This is a genomic window from Arthrobacter sp. zg-Y1219, from assembly GCF_030125545.1.
Taxonomy (GTDB): domain Bacteria; phylum Actinomycetota; class Actinomycetes; order Actinomycetales; family Micrococcaceae; genus Arthrobacter_B.
On the sequence record NZ_JASKLY010000012.1, the window covers coordinates 362999 to 379481 of the forward strand.

Annotated in this window: 16 protein-coding genes; 12 read left to right on the plus strand and 4 right to left on the minus strand. The window is 67.8% G+C overall.

Translation table 11 applies throughout. The annotated features are described in order from the left end of the window. Nucleotides 1–165 precede the first annotated feature (165 nt). The gene (rbfA, locus tag QNO00_RS08695) at nucleotides 166–636 is read left to right on the plus strand and encodes a 30S ribosome-binding factor RbfA (protein WP_229967531.1); all 471 of its coding nucleotides are present in this window, start codon (nucleotides 166–168) and stop codon (nucleotides 634–636) included. An 82-nt stretch (nucleotides 637–718) separates the two neighbouring features. Here rbfA and QNO00_RS08700 read toward each other — a convergent pair whose 3' ends face one another. Further along, complete coding sequence (locus tag QNO00_RS08700) at nucleotides 719–1996, minus strand: ScyD/ScyE family protein (RefSeq protein WP_284024271.1); 1278 nt, start codon at nucleotides 1994–1996, stop codon at nucleotides 719–721. Between the two features lie 220 nt (nucleotides 1997–2216). Next, on the minus strand, nucleotides 2217–3389 hold the full coding sequence (locus QNO00_RS08705; RefSeq protein WP_229967535.1) for a pyridoxal phosphate-dependent aminotransferase: 1173 nt from the start codon (nucleotides 3387–3389) through the stop codon (nucleotides 2217–2219). A gap of 182 nt (nucleotides 3390–3571) precedes the next feature. On the opposite strand from QNO00_RS08705, the gene truB reads away from it, so the two are divergent. The 8 genes from truB (at nucleotide 3572) to QNO00_RS08745 (ending at nucleotide 11650) form a co-directional block, all read left to right on the plus strand. After that, on the plus strand, nucleotides 3572–4513 hold the full coding sequence (gene truB / locus QNO00_RS08710) for a tRNA pseudouridine(55) synthase TruB (RefSeq protein ID WP_284024272.1): 942 nt from the start codon (nucleotides 3572–3574) through the stop codon (nucleotides 4511–4513). Beyond that, entirely contained in the window at nucleotides 4514–4888 is a 375-nt protein-coding gene (locus QNO00_RS08715) for a hypothetical protein (protein ID WP_229967539.1), read from the plus strand. 2 nt (nucleotides 4889–4890) lie between these two features. Next, on the plus strand, nucleotides 4891–5340 hold the full coding sequence (locus QNO00_RS08720) for a hypothetical protein (protein ID WP_229967591.1): 450 nt from the start codon (nucleotides 4891–4893) through the stop codon (nucleotides 5338–5340). A 136-nt stretch (nucleotides 5341–5476) separates the two neighbouring features. Further along, entirely contained in the window at nucleotides 5477–6190 is a 714-nt protein-coding gene (locus tag QNO00_RS08725; RefSeq protein WP_284024273.1) for a DUF4345 family protein, read from the plus strand. Between the two features lie 114 nt (nucleotides 6191–6304). Beyond that, nucleotides 6305–7294 carry a bifunctional riboflavin kinase/FAD synthetase gene (locus QNO00_RS08730; RefSeq protein WP_284024274.1) on the plus strand — a complete coding sequence of 330 codons (990 nt, stop codon included), beginning with the start codon at nucleotides 6305–6307 and terminating at the stop codon, nucleotides 7292–7294. 135 nt (nucleotides 7295–7429) lie between these two features. Beyond that, nucleotides 7430–7699, plus strand: coding sequence for a 30S ribosomal protein S15 (gene rpsO, locus QNO00_RS08735; protein WP_229967546.1), 270 nt, complete (start codon nucleotides 7430–7432; stop codon nucleotides 7697–7699). Nucleotides 7700–8026: 327 nt separating this feature from the next. Continuing rightward, on the plus strand, nucleotides 8027–10252 hold the full coding sequence (locus tag QNO00_RS08740) for a polyribonucleotide nucleotidyltransferase (RefSeq protein WP_284024275.1): 2226 nt from the start codon (nucleotides 8027–8029) through the stop codon (nucleotides 10250–10252). Between the two features lie 108 nt (nucleotides 10253–10360). Continuing rightward, nucleotides 10361–11650: a M16 family metallopeptidase gene (locus QNO00_RS08745; protein WP_229967593.1), complete on the plus strand. Its 1290-nt coding sequence runs from the start codon at nucleotides 10361–10363 to the stop codon at nucleotides 11648–11650. Nucleotides 11651–11669: 19 nt separating this feature from the next. Here the strand turns inward: QNO00_RS08745 and QNO00_RS08750 are convergent, their stop codons facing one another. Next, a complete protein-coding gene (locus QNO00_RS08750) occupies nucleotides 11670–11966 on the minus strand; it encodes a MoaD/ThiS family protein (RefSeq protein ID WP_284024276.1) in 297 nt (98 codons plus the stop codon). Continuing rightward, nucleotides 11967–13187 (minus strand): GTP 3',8-cyclase MoaA, encoded by a 1221-nt coding sequence (moaA, locus tag QNO00_RS08755; RefSeq protein ID WP_284024277.1) that lies wholly within the window; start codon nucleotides 13185–13187, stop codon nucleotides 11967–11969. A 38-nt stretch (nucleotides 13188–13225) separates the two neighbouring features. Here moaA and modA point away from each other — a divergent pair, with 38 nt between their 5' ends. From modA to QNO00_RS08770, 3 genes are all read left to right on the plus strand, one after another. Next, a complete protein-coding gene (gene modA, locus QNO00_RS08760) occupies nucleotides 13226–14002 on the plus strand; it encodes a molybdate ABC transporter substrate-binding protein (RefSeq protein WP_284024278.1) in 777 nt (258 codons plus the stop codon). A gap of 67 nt (nucleotides 14003–14069) precedes the next feature. After that, nucleotides 14070–14870, plus strand: a complete 801-nt coding sequence (locus QNO00_RS08765; protein ID WP_229967603.1) for a molybdate ABC transporter permease subunit — start codon at nucleotides 14070–14072, stop codon at nucleotides 14868–14870. A 74-nt stretch (nucleotides 14871–14944) separates the two neighbouring features. Further along, nucleotides 14945–16483 carry a molybdopterin-dependent oxidoreductase gene (locus tag QNO00_RS08770; protein ID WP_284024279.1) on the plus strand — a complete coding sequence of 513 codons (1539 nt, stop codon included), beginning with the start codon at nucleotides 14945–14947 and terminating at the stop codon, nucleotides 16481–16483.

Genomic DNA, 16483 nt, shown 5'->3' on the forward strand with positions numbered 1-16483 from the left:
CCAAGCGGGAGGGCCGGCACCTGCATGTTGCCGGCCCCTTCGCTTCGGCCCCTCCGGCGGCCGGTCCTGCAGTGCAGGCTCCGGCCCCGGACCCTGACGTAACACGATGTGCCGGCCTGCGCCGCCGTCGTTGTACGATCCCAAAAATTTAGTTAAGGAGAGGTAATGGCAGATCCAGCACGCGCTGCGAAGCTCGCTGACCGAATCAAGGTTGTAGTTGCCCAGGCGCTGGAACGGCGGATCAAGGATCCCCGGCTGGGGTTTGTGACCCTCACCGACGCACGCGTCACCAACGACCTGCAGCACGCCACGGTTTACTACACGGTCTTCGGCGACGAAGCCCAGCAGGCCGACACCAAGGCCGCCCTGGAGTCCGCACGCGGGGTCCTGCGCGCCGAGGTCGGCAAGAACATCACCGTGCGCCTGACGCCCACGCTGGAATTCGTTCCCGACGAAATTCCCGTGAACGCCAGCCACCTCGAGGAACTCATCCGCGCCGCCAAGAAGCGCGACGCTGAACTTGAAGCCCTCAAGGAAGGCGCCACCTACGCCGGCGACGCCGACCCGTACCGCAAGGACGAGGACTTCGACGACGAGGACGACGACGAAGCCGCTTCCGGCTCCGACGCCAAGTAGTTCTCAGCCCGCAGTCCAACCAGCAGTTGCCAAGAGGGACGGTTCCGAAAAGGAGCCGTCCCTCTTGGCTGTTAATTCCGGGTTAGTCCCGGGAGCCGTTGTCGAACGTTCCGCCGTGGTGATGGCCGCGGCCCTTGTGGCCGCCGTGGCCGCCGTGGCCGTCGCGGCAGCTGTCGTTGAGTCCGATCCGGACAACGCTGCCTGAGGTGGGCGCCGGCTCAGCCGGCGGAGCGGCAGCCGGGGGCTCTGCCCCTTCCTCCGCAGGTGCCCCGGCCAGAACGTCCACAGTCGCGTAGAGGGCGGATCCCCGCAGCGCCAGATCGCCGGGCTGGTTAACTTCGAGGAACAGCTCGGGTGTGTTGGTTCCGGCCGGAATCACGGAGATCCGGTTGCCGAACAGCTCGGCCACGAAAATGTCTCCGTTGTCATTCACCGCCATCCCGGTGGTGCCGCTGAAACCGGTGGCCACCAGTTCCGAGCTGCCGTCGTCGGGATCCACCCTGAACACCGAGCCCTGGGCCAGCCCCGCTCCCGGCACGCCGCCCGGCAGCGACGCGACCAGCAGATCCCCGCCGGGTCCGGCTTCGAGGCCCGTCGGAACCGGTTCCACGTTGTACGTGTTGCCCACGGTGCAGGCCGGAAGACCTACCCGGAGGGCCTCCTCGGCTGTCACCGTCACCGGGATGGGCGGCAGGACCGCCAGCGTGGAAATGCTCCCGTCCGCCAGATCCACTTCAATAACGGCGTTCATCCCGGCATCGGAGACCAGGACGCTTCCGCGCCCGGAGGGGAGGGTCGCGTAGGGGTTTGAGTCCTGCAAACCGGTGTAGCTGTTGGAGAAGAGGCCGGTGGGCGGCAGCTGTGCCGCGCAGGCAGGATCGAGGCCCTGGAACCCATAGGTGTTGATGCCGTCCGGGTTTTCCGTGTACTCGTAGGTGGCGATGTCGGCCACGGTTTCCACGGTTCCGTTCCGGTCGACGGACTTCAGCTGGGTGAAATTCTGCGTCGGGTCATGGGTCATAGCTCCGATGCTGGCGGTGTAGTACGTGGTGCCGCGGGAGCGTGACACACCGCCGTAGCCGTATCCCAGCGGCCCGGCGTCAAGCGTTTCGGTGCTGCCGTCCCGCCCGATCCGGGTAAGCACTCCGGCGAAGGACTGCGCCACGTCGATCGTTGGTCCGCGGCCCACAGCCAGACTCAGGGGTCCGACCAGTCCTTCGGCGACGGTGGTGACCTTTCCTGCGGTCGGGGGTGCGTCGGGCGGGGAGGGGTGCCGGCCGCCGGCGGAAGCAGGCGAGGCGGCCAGGCCCAGGGCCGCGACAGCGGCCAGGGCGGCGAGGGCGGGGGATGTTCTTTTCACGGTGACTCCTCAGCATTGATGGGGTGCAATGCGAGACTTGCCTCCACGCCTCCGCGGTTCCCAGCCACGCCCCCGAGGGAAGCCCTCACAGCCTACGACCGGGGTTTCCACGGGTAAACGTCAGGACGAGGCGCCGCTGGGCGGTCCGAGCGGGGTGCATCCGAGTACTGAGTATCCCGCCCAAACGGGGGCGTGGTGGCCGAGGCCGGCCGCGGGTAGGTCACCGGCAGGCTGCTGCACCGGACGCGCGCTCCGGAAAACGTTCCAGCCCCGTGACCAGGTCTGCGGTGTCCCCGCACAGGGCGATCCGAACCCAGCCTTCGCCGATGGAACCGAACGCGGTGCCCGGCGCCACGGCGACACCCTGCTCCGCGAGGAACTTCTGCGTCCACGCCCTGACGTGGCCCTCTGTGGCGTGGGACAGGTCAGCCCAGAGGTAGAACGCCCCCTGCGCCTTCAGATACGGAATGTTCTTTTGATCCAGCACGGCCGCGGCCGCATCCCGGTTGACCCGATAGTGGGCGGCTGCAGCGCTGACGTAGTCCTGAGGTCCGGTCAGGGCGGCCAGGGCGGCATACTGCGACGGTGACGCCACACAGGAGACGATCGATTCCATCACCGTGCTCATCTGGGTTTCCAGGCCGGCGGGGGTGATCAGGGCGCCGATCCGCAGTCCGGTCAGGCCGTACGTCTTCGACAGGGTGACCGAAACGATCACCCGGTCCCCGCCGTCGGCGCCGTCGTGGGCCAGTGGGCTCACATGGGGGACATCGTAGGTGAAGGCCTCATAGCATTCGTCCGAAACGATCCACAGGTCCCGGCGGCGGGCCAGCTCCACCAGGTCGCGGACCAGGTCCGGGCCAAACACGGCGCCCAGGGGATTGGAAGGCGAGTTCAGGAGCAGGACCCGGGTCCGGTCGGTGATCAGGGCCTCGATGTCCGCGATGCGCGGCTGGAAGTCGTGTTCGGGATAGAGCGGATACTCCACCGGCTCGGCGTGAAGCAGCCGGGCAGTCATCGCAAACGTGGGGTAGCCGGGATTCGGAATCAGGATTTCGTCGCCGGCATCCAGGAGCATGCTCATGGCCAGGTGCAGGCCCTGCTGCGCGCCGGCGGTGACAAACGCCCGGCCCGGAGCCACCTCGACGCCGGTCTGCCGGCTGATGCGGTCGGCAAACGCGGCACGCAGCGGGGCGATGCCGGCATTGGGCGTGTAACCGGTCTCATCCCGGCCCAGCGTGGCCTGCGCTGCCTCGAGGATGTGGGGCGGGGTGGGGAATCCCGGCTCGCCGATGCTGAGCACGATCGAGCCGGGCTGGGCCCACGCTGCCTGGGTGATTTCGCGGATCTGGTTGGCAGCGGCATTCCGGACGTGGGGCGAGAGCTCAGGCATACCCCGCATGCTATCGCCGCCGCGGCACCCGGGGCGACCCGCTGCGACCCGCGATGACCGGCGCGACCCGGGGAGAACCCGACGGCAGGTCCGCCGGCCAACCCGCCGGCAGGTCCGCAGACAAGCCCGCCGGCAGGCCGGGTGTCAGGAACCGCAGGCCAGGGCCGCATATACTGAAAGGCGTGAATTCCGGGCAGGTCCGTTCAGGGCTGATTATTGTGGACAAGCCGCAGGGATGGACCAGCCACGATGTGGTTGGCCGCCTGCGGAAACTAGCGGGAACCCGAAAAGTGGGGCATGCGGGAACACTGGACCCGATGGCCACCGGAGTGCTGGTGGTCGGCATCAACAAGGCCACCCGGCTCCTGACCTACATTGTGGGTACTTCCAAGACGTACGAGGCCACCATCAGGCTGGGCCAGTCCACCGTCACTGACGACGCCGAAGGCGAAATCACCGCCGAGACCATCGCCGCCGCGGTAACCGACGAAGAGATCATGGCCGCCGTCGCGGACCTGACCGGGGACATCCAGCAGGTGCCCAGCAGCGTCAGTGCCATCAAGGTCAACGGCGAGCGCTCCTACGCCCGCGTGCGTGCCGGGGGAGAGGTCAACCTTCCGTCCCGCCCCGTGACGGTCTCCCGCTTTGAGGTTCACGGCATCCGCCGGGAGAGCGGCGGCAAGCTGCGCGACATCGATGTGACCGTTGAGTGTTCCTCGGGCACCTACATCCGCGCCCTGGCCCGGGACCTCGGTGCCGCCCTCGGTGTGGGCGGGCACCTGACGGCGCTCCGGCGCACCTGCGTGGGCCCGTACAGCGTGCAGCAGGCAGCGACCCTGGAACAGTTGGCTGCGGACCTGCGGGTCTTGGACCTCGACGACGCCGCCCGGGCCCTGTTCCCGGTCCGTGAGCTCAGTGCTGCGGAAGCGACGGATCTTTCGCACGGCCGCCGGGTGCCGCCGTCGGACATCGGGGAAGCAGCCGCCGGTGCGCCCGTGGCTGCCTTTGCCCCCGGCGGAACGCTGGTCGCGCTGCTGGAAAACCGCGGCCCGGCCGGGGCGGAGTTCCCGGCCGCCTACGCCAAGGCCCTGCTGGTCTTCGCGCCGGGGAACGAGGCCGCCTAAGTGGTTGTCGATCCGCTGTTCATCGTTGGCACCCTGGTCTGCGCCGTCTCCGTGGTGCTGTGCTTCGGGGCGGCCATCCTGAAGCACGGCCCCAACGACCTCACCATCCTGTCCGTTGCCGCCGTGGAGCTGTTCCTGCTGGTCTACGGCGTGGCAGGTGTCATCCGCCAGGTGGGCGGGGAAGGCGTGGCGGGTGAACTCTGGGAGTTCTGGGGCTACCTCTTCACGGCCCTGATCATTCCCGTCGGTGCCATCTGGTGGTCGCTGATGGACCGCAGCCGCTGGAGCAACCTGGTTCTTGGTGCCGTGGGCATCACTGTATTTGTCATGCTGTTCCGAATGGAACAGATCTGGGACGGAGTAACCCCCGCGTGAACATGAACACCCCCGAGCACGGCAATCCCGCCGGATCAGCGGCCGCCCAGCCGGCGGCCCGCAACGCCGGACCCGGCCGGCTGCTGGTGGCCGTGTATGCTGTTTTCGCCCTGGCCGCCACCGCACGCGCGGGCTTCCAGATTGCCACCAAGTTCGACCACGCGCCGGTGGCCTATCTGCTGTCCGCTTTTGCGGCAGTGGTCTACATTGTCGCCACGGTCGGGCTGGCAAGGTCCGGGCCGAGGGCCTATCTGGTGTCGGTCGCTGCAGTGAGCATCGAGATGCTGGGCGTGCTGGCCGTGGGCATCCTCGGCCTGGTCAACCCCGGCCTCCTGCCCGATGACACGGTCTGGTCCGGCTTCGGGTCCGGCTACGGCTATGTTCCGCTGCTCCTGCCGGCGCTGGGACTGTGGTGGCTCTACCGCCACCGTGGGGATGCCGCACGCTCCTAGGCTTCCACTCCGGGGGAGCCCCGCGGCGGGCGCCAAACCCGCCGGCGGCAGCGTGCGCTCCGACGCTGCGCTGCGTGAGACGATGGCAGGAGAATGCATCACACCAGACAGGTTTTCCATTCCTTCAGGGGGAACAATGAGCAACCCGGCTTCAACACCCAGCGAGCACCAGGGCGGGAATGGCCCGGCGCAGCCCGCCCAGCCGCCCACGCAGTCCTCCTTGGCGCCCGGGGCGCAGCCTGCCGCGGCGAGGAAACCGAACGTCCCCGCCGCCGGACAGACCGTCCGGCCGACGGAGAAGCTGAATATTCCGCCCGCAGCCAAGCAGGCGGGCGCCACGGGCCGAAGCGGCAAGCAGTCCAAGCCCAAGGCCAAGCCCTACAAGAGCAGCGATGACTGGGGCGTCTTCCGCGCCGTCGTCATTGGCGTGGGCATCCTGGTGGCCGGCGTGGGTGTTTACTACCTCGCCACCGGCACGGCCGGTGTGGCGGACACCGGCGGAGGCGAAATCAACGCGTCGCTGGAATCCCAGTTCCGGTTCTTCTCGGCCATGATGGTCGGCGTGGGGGCGGCGTTCATCGCCATCGCGGTGAAGTTCCAGTGGGCCAACATGCTGTGGCTGGTCTGCCTGATGGTCTTCCTCGGCGGCATCGGACGCGTGCTGTCCTGGGCCTTCAGCGGAACGCCCCACTACACCATGATCATCCTGATGATCCTGGAGCTGGCCTTCCCGCCGGCCCTGCTGGTCTGGCACCGGTTCATTGCCAAGACCAGCGAGCTGAAGCGTGAATACAGTGAGGGCACCGCCGGCCGCGCTGACGGTGCCGCTGCAGGCGGCACGCAGGGCTGAGTCTTTCCCGGCGGCATTTTCGGCCATAATAGTTAGGTCCGGTAGCAGCCATGCGCTGTTCCGGCCCACCAGCGGCACCGCCGCGACCCGAACCACCTGTTATAAGGAGCCTGTGTGTACTACTGGAATGGCCTGGCGGAGGTTCCTGCCGGCATCGGTCCGACAGTAGTCACGATCGGCAACTTCGACGGCGTCCACCTGGGGCACCAGCATGTGCTGGACCGCCTCGTGAAGGTGGCACGCGAGAAGGATGCGGCAGCGGTGGCCATTTCCTTCGATCCGCATCCGGCCCAAGTGCACCGCCCCGAGGCGGCTCCCGAGCTCATCATGGGACAGCTGGACCGCCGCGAAGCTCTGGCGGCCACCGGCTTGGACGGGCTGCTCATGATGCACTACGACCTGCAGCTCGCCGCGCTGACCCCCGAGGAATTCGTGCGCCGGGTCTTCGTGGAGGGACTGCGGGTCTGCGCCGTCGTCATCGGCCACGATGTGCGCTTCGGCCGCGGCAACGCCGGGGATCTCCAGACCATGCGGGAACTGGGCCGGCAGCTGGGCTTTGAGGTGCAGGCCGTCGAGGACTTCGGCGCCCTGCCCGACGGCCCCGCCGCTCCCGAGGGGCGCCGCTGCTCCTCGACCTGGATCCGGGAGGCCCTGCGCAGCGGAGACGTGCGCACCGCGGCGCGCCTGCTCGGGCGCACCCACCGCATGCGCGGCGAGGTTGTCCACGGCGCCGCCCGCGGCCGCGAGCTGGGCTTTCCCACCGCCAACCTGGCCCCCGACGCCAGCGGCCTGGTCCCCGCTGACGGAATCTATGCCGGCTGGCTGGTCGATGAAGCCGGCACCCGCTGGCCGGCAGCCATCTCCGTGGGGTCCAATCCCACGTTCGACGGCGTCAGCCGGCAGGTGGAGGCCCACGTGATTGACCGCCCGAACGAGAAGATCACCGACTTCGACCTCTACGGCCAGCAGGTGGTGGTGGAGTTCGTGGAACGGCTCCGCGGCATGGTGGCCTATACCGGGCCCGAAGCCCTGATTACGCAGATGGGCCTTGACGTGGCGCGCACCCGCGACGTCCTTTCGACAGATAGCGGCGCGGACAGGTAAACTGAATTCAAATTCGGCTGCGGTCCGTGGCGGCTGAATTTCTTTGTGCCGGTTCGGATTCGTCCCGCCGGCGCCAAGATTCCCGGCAGCGAACTGCTGACTCGGGCCTCACGGCACAACTGTAGGAGAGTTACATTGGCACTTGACCCCGTAGTCAAGCAGGAAATCATCACGGCGTTCGCTCGGGCCGAAGGCGACACCGGTTCGCCCGAGGTTCAGGTTGCTGTGCTGTCACGCCGCATCCTCGACCTGACCGAACACCTGAAGACGCACAAGCATGACCACCACACCCGCCGCGGCCTGATGGCCCTGGTTGGTCGCCGTCGTCGTATGCTTTCGTACCTCAAAGAGACTGACATCACCCGCTACCGCGAGCTCATCGAGCGCCTCGGCCTGCGCAAGTAGTCTTTGAAGAGGGTGGCCCCTGCGTTCTCGCGGGGAGCCGCCCTTTTTCAGGCGGGCATGGACACCGGCTTGGACCGGAAGCGCACCCGCCTTTGCGGTACATCCGCGGCACAGCAGTAAACAGCAGCACCGCAGCACCGAAGAAACATCAACAGGAGTCAGCCAGCATCGCAGCATTCGCGGTCCTCGGTAGTGGTCTCCGGGAGTTTGTGCCCGTGGACCTCGATCGAAGACCGGGTGTTGAACCGAACCGCTTCACAGCGGTGCTCGCGTTTATTGGAACGATGCTGGATGCCTCCGCCAACGAAGAAACGGAGGTGACTCTCTATGGAGGGTCCCGAAATTCAGTTCGCAGAAGCCGTCATTGACAACGGCAAGTACGGCCAGCGCGTCATCCGCTTCGAAACCGGCCGCTTGGCCCAGCAGGCTGCAGGCGCAGCCACTGTCTACATCGACGATGACACCGTCCTGCTGTCGGCAACGTCCGCCGGCAAGTCCCCGCGCGAAGGCTTTGACTTCTTCCCGCTGACCGTCGACGTCGAAGAGCGCATGTACGCCGCCGGCCGCATCCCGGGCTCGTTCTTCCGCCGCGAAGGCCGCCCGTCCACCGAAGCCATCCTGGCCTGCCGCCTGATGGACCGCCCGCTGCGCCCCGCCTTCGTCAAGGGCCTGCGCAACGAGGTCCAGATCGTGGTCACCGTCCTGGCGATCAACCCCGACGTGCTGTACGACGTCGTCGCGATCAACGCTTCCTCCATGTCCACCCAGCTGAGCGGCCTGCCGTTCTCCGGTCCGATCGGCGGCGTCCGCGTTGCCCTGATCGACGACCAGTGGGTTGCCTTCCCGAAGCACTCCGAGCTGGAGCGCGCAGTCTTCTCCATGGTGGTTGCCGGCCGCATTGCCGGTGACGACGTCGCCATCATGATGGTGGAAGCAGAAGCCACCGACGCCGCCTGGAACCTCATCAAGGACGAGGGCGCCACCGCCCCGACCGAAGAGGTTGTTGCTGAAGGCCTCGAAGCCTCGAAGCCGTTCATCAAGGCCCTGTGCGAGGCACAGGCCGACCTGGCAGCCCGCGCCGCCAAGCCGACCGTCGAGTTCCCGATCTTCCTGGACTACCAGGACGACGTCTACGAAGCCGTGGAAGCCGCAGCCGCTGACAAGCTGGCCAAGGTCTTCTCGATCGCTGACAAGCAGGAGCGCGACATTGCCGCCGACGAACTCAAGGACGAAGTCACCGCTTCGCTCGCCGAGAAGTTCGAAGGCCGCGAGAAGGAACTCTCCGCAGCCTTCCGCTCCGTCACCAAGCAGGTTGTGCGCCAGCGCATCCTGAAGGACCAGGTCCGCATCGACGGCCGCGGCCTGACGGACATCCGCCAGCTGACCGCCGAGGTGGAGGTTCTGCCCCGCGTGCACGGTTCGGCCATCTTCGAGCGCGGCGAAACCCAGATCCTGGGCGTCACCACGCTGAACATGCTGAAGATGGAACAGCAGATTGACTCGCTGTCGCCGGTAACGCGCAAGCGCTACATGCACAACTACAACTTCCCGCCGTACTCCACCGGTGAAACCGGCCGCGTGGGTTCGCCCAAGCGCCGCGAAATCGGCCACGGCGCCCTGGCCGAGCGTGCGCTCATGCCGGTGCTGCCGACGCGCGAAGAATTCCCGTACGCCATCCGCCAGGTCTCCGAAGCCCTGAGCTCCAACGGCTCCACCTCGATGGGTTCGGTCTGCGCCTCGACGCTGTCCATGCTCAACGCCGGTGTTCCGCTGCGCGCTCCGGTTGCCGGCATCGCCATGGGCCTGGTCTCCGACCAGGTTGACGGCGAAACCCGCTACGCCGCCCTGACCGACATCCTCGGCGCCGAAGATGCCTTCGGCGACATGGACTTCAAGGTTGCCGGTACCTCCGAGTTCGTCACGGCCATCCAGCTGGACACGAAGCTCGACGGCATCCCCGCTTCGGTGCTGGCAGCAGCCCTGAAGCAGGCCCGCGAAGCCCGCCTGCACATCCTCGGTGTCATGGACGCTGCGATTGATACCCCGGACGAGCTCTCCGAGTTCGCGCCGCGCATCATCTCGGTGAAGATCCCCGTGGATAAGATCGGCGAGGTCATTGGCCCGAAGGGCAAGATGATCAACCAGATTCAGGAAGACACCGGCGCTGACATCTCCATTGAAGATGACGGCACGGTCCTGATCGGTGCAACCGACGGCGGATCCGCCGAGGCTGCCCGCGCGGCGATCAACGCGATCGCCAACCCGCAGATCCCCGAGATCGGCGAGCGTTACCTCGGTACGGTAGTGAAGACCACCACGTTCGGTGCCTTCGTCTCCCTGACCCCGGGCAAGGACGGCCTGCTGCACATCTCCGAGCTGCGCAAGCTCGCCGGTGGCAAGCGCGTCGACAACGTTGACGAGGTAGTCTCCGTCGGCCAGAAGATCCAGGTGGAAATCACCAAGATCGACGACCGCGGCAAGCTGTCCCTGTCACCGGTTGTTGCTGAAGGCGCCGAAGGCGAAGAAGCAGCAGAAACCGAGTCCGCAGAATAAATGTCACACATTGCTGATGGAACCCGTCCCGATGCCGGCCACGCGCCGGCATCCGGGACGGTTGTCCGCCTTCCGCTGACCACTCTTCCCGGTGACCCTTCACTTGTGATGGGAACTCCGGGAGGCGCCGTCGTGCGCCGTTCCGTCCTTCCGGGCGGAGTCCGCGTGCTGACCGAAGCCATGCCCGGCCAGCGGAGCGCTACCATCGGCTTCTGGGTTGGTGTCGGCTCGCGGGATGAAGCCGCGGGCCGGCACGGCTCCACCCACTTCCTTGAGCACCTGCTGTTCAAGGGCACCACGCGCCGCTCCGCGCTGGACATTGCGCTGGCCTTTGACGAGGTCGGCGGCGAGTCCAACGCGGCCACGGCCAAGGAAAGCACCTGCTACTACGCACGGGTGCTGGACACCGATCTGCCGATGGCCATCGACGTCATCACCGACATGATCACCTCCGCGGTCCTGGACCCGGAGGAACTGGAGCAGGAACGCGACGTCATCCTGGAAGAAATCGCCATGGATGCCGATGATCCCGCTGACCTGTGCCACGAGAAGTTCGCCGAAGCCGTCCTGGGCGACCACGCCCTGGGACGTCCGATCGGCGGCACTCCCGAAGCCATCATGAGCGTTCCCCGCGAAGCCGTGCTGGAACACTACCGGCGCTACTACCGCCCCACCGAGCTGGTGGTCACCGCTGCCGGCGGCCTGGAGCACGACGACGTCTGCGCCCTGGTGCTCGACGCCCTGAAGAAGGCCGGCTGGGACCTTTCCGACGACGCCACTCCGGCGCCCCGCCGGAACACCGAGCCCGCAGTCATCACCGGCACCGCCGGAGTCCAGGTCATCAACCGCCCGGTGGAGCAGGCAAACGTGGTCATGGGCTGCCCGTCACTGACGGCCACCGACGATCGCCGGTTCGCCATGAGCGTGCTGAACACCATCCTGGGCGGCGGCATGTCCTCGCGCCTGTTCCAGGAGATCCGCGAAAAGCGCGGCCTGGTCTACTCCACGTACTCCTTCTCGGCGTCCTACGCCGACGCCGGATACTTCGGCATGTATGCCGGCTGCTCTCCGGCCAAAACCCGCCAGGTCATCGACCTGATGGGTTCCGAGCTGGAGCGCCTGGCAACTGACGGCGTCGACGAAGCCGAGCTGAAGAAGGCCCGCGGCCAGATTGCCGGCGGCATGGTCATGGCGCTGGAGGATTCCAGCTCCCGCATGTCCCGCCTGGGCCGGGCCGAACTGGTCAGCGGCGAATTCATCGACATCGATGAGTCGCTGGCCCGCATCGGTGCGGTGACTGCGCAGGAAGTGCAGGCGCTGGCCGCCGAGCTGGCCGCGGCTCCGCGGACCATCACGATTGTCGGACCGTTCACCTCCAAGGAGGAGCTGGGCTTCTAGCCCTCTTTTCCTCCGGGGGTTAACCGCCGGCAAAGGGCGGCAGGATGTCCACGGTGTCGCCGGGGGCCAGGACCATCGACCGGTCCCGGGCAGCGAAACCGTTGACCAGGAAGGTGCTGCGCGAGATCACGCTCTTCAGCGGGGGAGTGCCGGCCGGTGCCGTGGAGGGACGGGAACCCAGGAACTCCAGCAGGTCGTGCAGGGATTCGCCGCCGTACGCACTTTCGGAAGCGCCGTCGGGACCGGGGCCTGCGGACAGGATCTCTTCCTCCCGGCCGGAGGCCGCCTTCGCGGCACCAAAATATCGGATCAGCACTTAGCCGCCTATCGCGCTCATGGTCCGGTCCGGCTGCACATAGTCAGCGTCGCCCAGACCGGTATGGTCCATTCCGTGCGCCTTGGGTTTGCCCCACATCGCATCCTGCCAGCGGGCCGCCACCTCGGCGTCGCCCAGCTCCGGTGTGCGGAGCAGGCCCAGCAGGTCGGTTTCCTCGTGGGAGAACAGGCAGCTGCGGACCTTGCCCTCCGCCGTAATCCGGGTGCGCCGGCAGTCGGCGCAGAACGGTTCGGTGACGGATGCGATGATGCCCACGGTTCCGGCCACGATCTCCGGAGCGGCGCGGCGCCGAACCTCCCAGCGCTCGGCCGGGGCGCCGTCGCGCCGGCGCGGATCGGGGGTGAGGACAAAGTCGCGCTCGAGCCGGGAGCGGATTTCGGCCGCCGTGATCATGCCGTCCCGGGTCCAGCCGTGGTCGGCATCCAGCGGCATCTGTTCGATGAAGCGCAGCTCGAAACCGTGGCTGACGGCCCACTCGAGCAGGTCGGGGGATTCGACGTCGTTGATCCCGCGCATCAGGACGGCGTTGATCTTGATCAGGCCCAGGCCCACGCGCGCCGCCTCTTCGACCCCGGCCAGCACGCGGGACAGGAACGGACGCCGGGTCAGCTGCGCGAACGTGTCGGGATGCAGGGTGTCCAGGGAAACGTTGATCCGGGTCAGCCCGGCGTCCTTAAGGGCCTGTGCCTTCTTGTCCAGGCCCAGCCCGTTGGTGGTCAGCGAAATCGGCAGCTCCGGATGGTTGGCCCGGATTCCCGCCACGATGTCCACCAGGTCAGCCCGCACCAGCGGCTCACCGCCGGTCAGCCGCAGCTCGCGGACCCCCAACACGCTGACGCCGATGCCCACCAGCCGGATGATTTCAGCACCGGTCAGCACCTTGTCCTTCGCCAGCCAGTCCAGCCCCTCGGCGGGCATGCAGTAGGTGCAGCGCAGGTTGCACTTGTCCGTCAGCGACAGCCGCATGTCGCTGGCGCGCCGGCCGTACCTGTCCAGCAGGCCGTCGGAGGCCTGGACACCGGCAGCTGCGGCGGACCCGGGAACTGCCGAACCCTCGTCCGCGGGTCCCTCGACGGCGGGAGCATTTACTCCGGGCGCATTTACTCCGGGCGCGGCTGGTGGCCTGCCGGCAGACGGCGCAACGGCGGCAGTCCCGGTCAGCGGCGAGCCGATGGACGGCATTCCCAGCTGGATTCCCATGGGTCGAGGTTACGCCCTTTCGCGGTTAGGCTCTATCAATGCGTTTTATCAGTCGGTGCCGGCAAATCCTGGCTCCATCCGTTGTCCTGCTTGCCGTGGCGGCCGGATGCTCGGCGCCGGTGCCCGGGGATGCGTCAGCAACTCCGGAAGCACCCTCCATCACGGTATTCGCAGCTGCGTCGCTGACGGATGTGATCGCGGCCATGAATGAAGCCTACGACGGCGGCGGCCGACTGCGCACCAACCTCGGCTCCAGCGCCCAGCTGTCCAGCCAGCTGCTTTCCGGTGCCCCGGCCGACGTCGTGATCGCCGCCGACCTGGAAGCGCTGGACGCGGTCCGGGACGAAGGCCTGATAGCGCGGGAGCGGGTGGTGGCCGGCAATACGACGGTGCTGGCGCTGGCGCCGGGCAATCCCGGCCAGGTGGCGGCGCTGGCTGATCTCTCCGAGAACCGGGTGCAGACAGCCGTGTGTGCGCCCTCGGTGCCCTGCGGCCGGGCAGCGGGGCGTGTCCTCGACGCCGCCGGGGTGGCTCTGTCCGGGGAAAGCCGCGAGGACAGCGCGCGGTCGGTCCTGACCAAAGTGGTTACCGGTCAGGCGGATGCCGGGCTGGTGTACCAAACCGATGCGCTCTCGGCTGCGAAGCAAGGGGTGACGTATCTTGAAGTGAGAGATCCAGAACCCAACCAGTACCCCGCGGCGCTGACCGCGGAGGGAGCAGAGCATGAGGCAGCTGTCCGATTCTACGAGTGGCTTGCAGGCGAGGAAGCCGCCGGAATCCTCCGCGACGCAGGGTTCCGGACTCCCGGAAGCTGAGCCGGCGCGGAAGGGCCGGCGGGGCTCCGGGCACGCCCGTCCATCGGTGGCCGGAAGGGCCGTCGGCATGACCCGCGGCGCCCGGGCCACCACCCCGGCCTGGCTGTGGGTTCCCGCGTCGTTGGCGCTGCTGTTGTGCGCCGGCCCGGTGGCGGCCCTGCTGCTGAATGTGCCCTGGACTTCGCTCGGATCCCTGCTCTCGGCCTCCGAAGCCCGCACCGCCCTGGGTCTCTCGGTGGCGACCTCCGTGGGGTCCACACTGATCTGCGTCGTGCTGGGACTGCCCCTGGCCGTGCTGTTCAGCAAGCTTGCCGGCCCGTGGATGCAGGTGCTGCGAGGCATCCTGCTGATTCCGCTGGTGCTGTCGCCGGTGGTTTCCGGCATCGCCCTGCTGTACTTCTGGGGCCGTCAGGGTCTGGCCGGACGGGTGCTGGAATCCGCGGGACTGGGGGTGGGCTATTCGCCGGCGGCAGTGCTCATCGTCCAGGTGTTCGTTTCACTGCCGTTCTTCGTCGTGGCCTCCCTGAGCAGCCTGCGGGCTGTGGACCATGACCTGGAAATGGCCGCCGCCACCTCCGGCGCCGGGCCGACGGCCATCCTGCGCTACATCACCGTGCCGCTGGCCCTGCCGGGAATCGTGGTGGGAGCGCTGCTGGCCTTCGCGCGGTCCCTCGGAGAGTACGGCGCCACCATCACCTTCGCGGGGAGCATTGAGGGACGCACCCGCACCCTTCCGCTGCAGATTGAGCTGAGCCTGAATTCCAACCAGCCCGAAATTGCGCTGGGAATCTGCCTGATCCTGATCTCGTTGTACCTCGTGCTGCTGGCAATCGCCCGGTTTGGCATGGGGCTCCTGTTGCCGCGCTGAGCTGCGGCACCACCCGGTTCCTCCCACCCGACCACCCAGTTCTTCCCCCACCCGCACCAACAGAAACGAGCGGCATGAACGGCACAGCCCGGAACGTTACCCTCTGGGCGGCTGCGGCGGGAGTCGTTGCGATCGGCCTGGCCGTGGCCGCCGGAGAGCTTTCCGCCGCCTTGCTGAGCCCGTCGCTGTCGCCGGTCAGCGCGGTGGGGTCGGTGGTCATCGACGCCATGCCCGCACCGGTCAAGGACTGGGCGATCGGGCTGTTCGGCACCGCTGACAAGGCTGCGTTCCTGGTCAGCATGGCAGCGGTGATCGCGGTCATCGCCGCGGCCGCCGGAATCCTGGAGCTGCGCCGCCCGCCCGCCGGCGTCGTCATTGTCTCCCTGTTCGGGGCCGCCGGGCTGGCAGCCGTGCTGACCCGGGCGCAGATGAGCGTGCTGTCGCTGGTGCCGCCGCTGCTGGCCGCCGGAGTGGGCATCCTGGTGCTGCGGGCCTTCCGCGCCCGCATTCTCAGCTGGCGGGACGCATCGCCGGGCGAGGCGGGTGCCCGGCGGCGCGACGTCCTGTTGACGGTCGGCGGCGGTGCCGCCGTCGGCGTGGCGGCGGGAGCACTGGCCGGCGCGTCACGAGCGGGCCAGATCAATACCGTGGCCAGCCGGGCCGGCGTTGTCCTGCCGGCTGCGGCCCTGCCGGCGACACCGATCCCGGCAGGCGCGGAACTCGGCATCAGCGGGCTGGACCCGGTGCTGACTCCCGCGGCCGATTTCTACCGGATTGACACGGCGCTGAGCGTGCCGCTGGTCGACCCGCAGCAGTGGAGCCTGAAAGTCACCGGACTGGTGGACCGCGAAGTTGAGATCACCTTCGCCGAGCTGCTGGCCAAGCCCCTGCAGGAAAGCCATGTCACCCTGGCGTGCGTTTCCAACGAGGTGGGCGGCAGCCTGATCGGCAACGCCAAGTGGCTGGGATGGCCGGTGCGGAATCTGCTGGCCGCGGCCGGTGTCCGGGACGCCGCGGACATGGTGCTCTCCACCAGCCGCGACGGCTGGACGGCCTCCACCCCGCTGGAGGCCCTGACCGACTCCCGCGACGCCCTGCTGGCCGTGGGCATGAACGGGGAACCGCTGCCCCTGGAACACGGCTTTCCGGTGCGGCTGGTGGTGCCGGGCCTGTACGGCTATGTTTCGGCAACCAAATGGGTCACCGAGCTGAAGGTGACCCGGTTCAGCGACGACGCGGCCTACTGGACCGATCGGGGCTGGACCGAGCGCGGTCCCATCAAACTGTCCTCCCGGATCGATACCCCCGCCAACGGCGCGTCGCCGGACGCCGGAGCCGTGACCGTCGCCGGCATGGCCTGGGCGCAGCACACCGGGATCCGCGGGGTGCAGGTAAGGGTCGACGACGGCGGCTGGTCGGACGTACGCCTGGCCAGCGGCATTTCGGCGGACACCTGGCTGCAGTGGTCGGCGGTCCTGGACCTGGCGAAGGGGGACCACACGGTCACCGTCCGGGCCATCGACGCCAACGGGCGGGAACAGGACGAAATCGTCCGTCCGGTGGTTCCCGACGGCGCCACCGGGCTGCACACGATCCGCCTCGCCGTCCGCTGA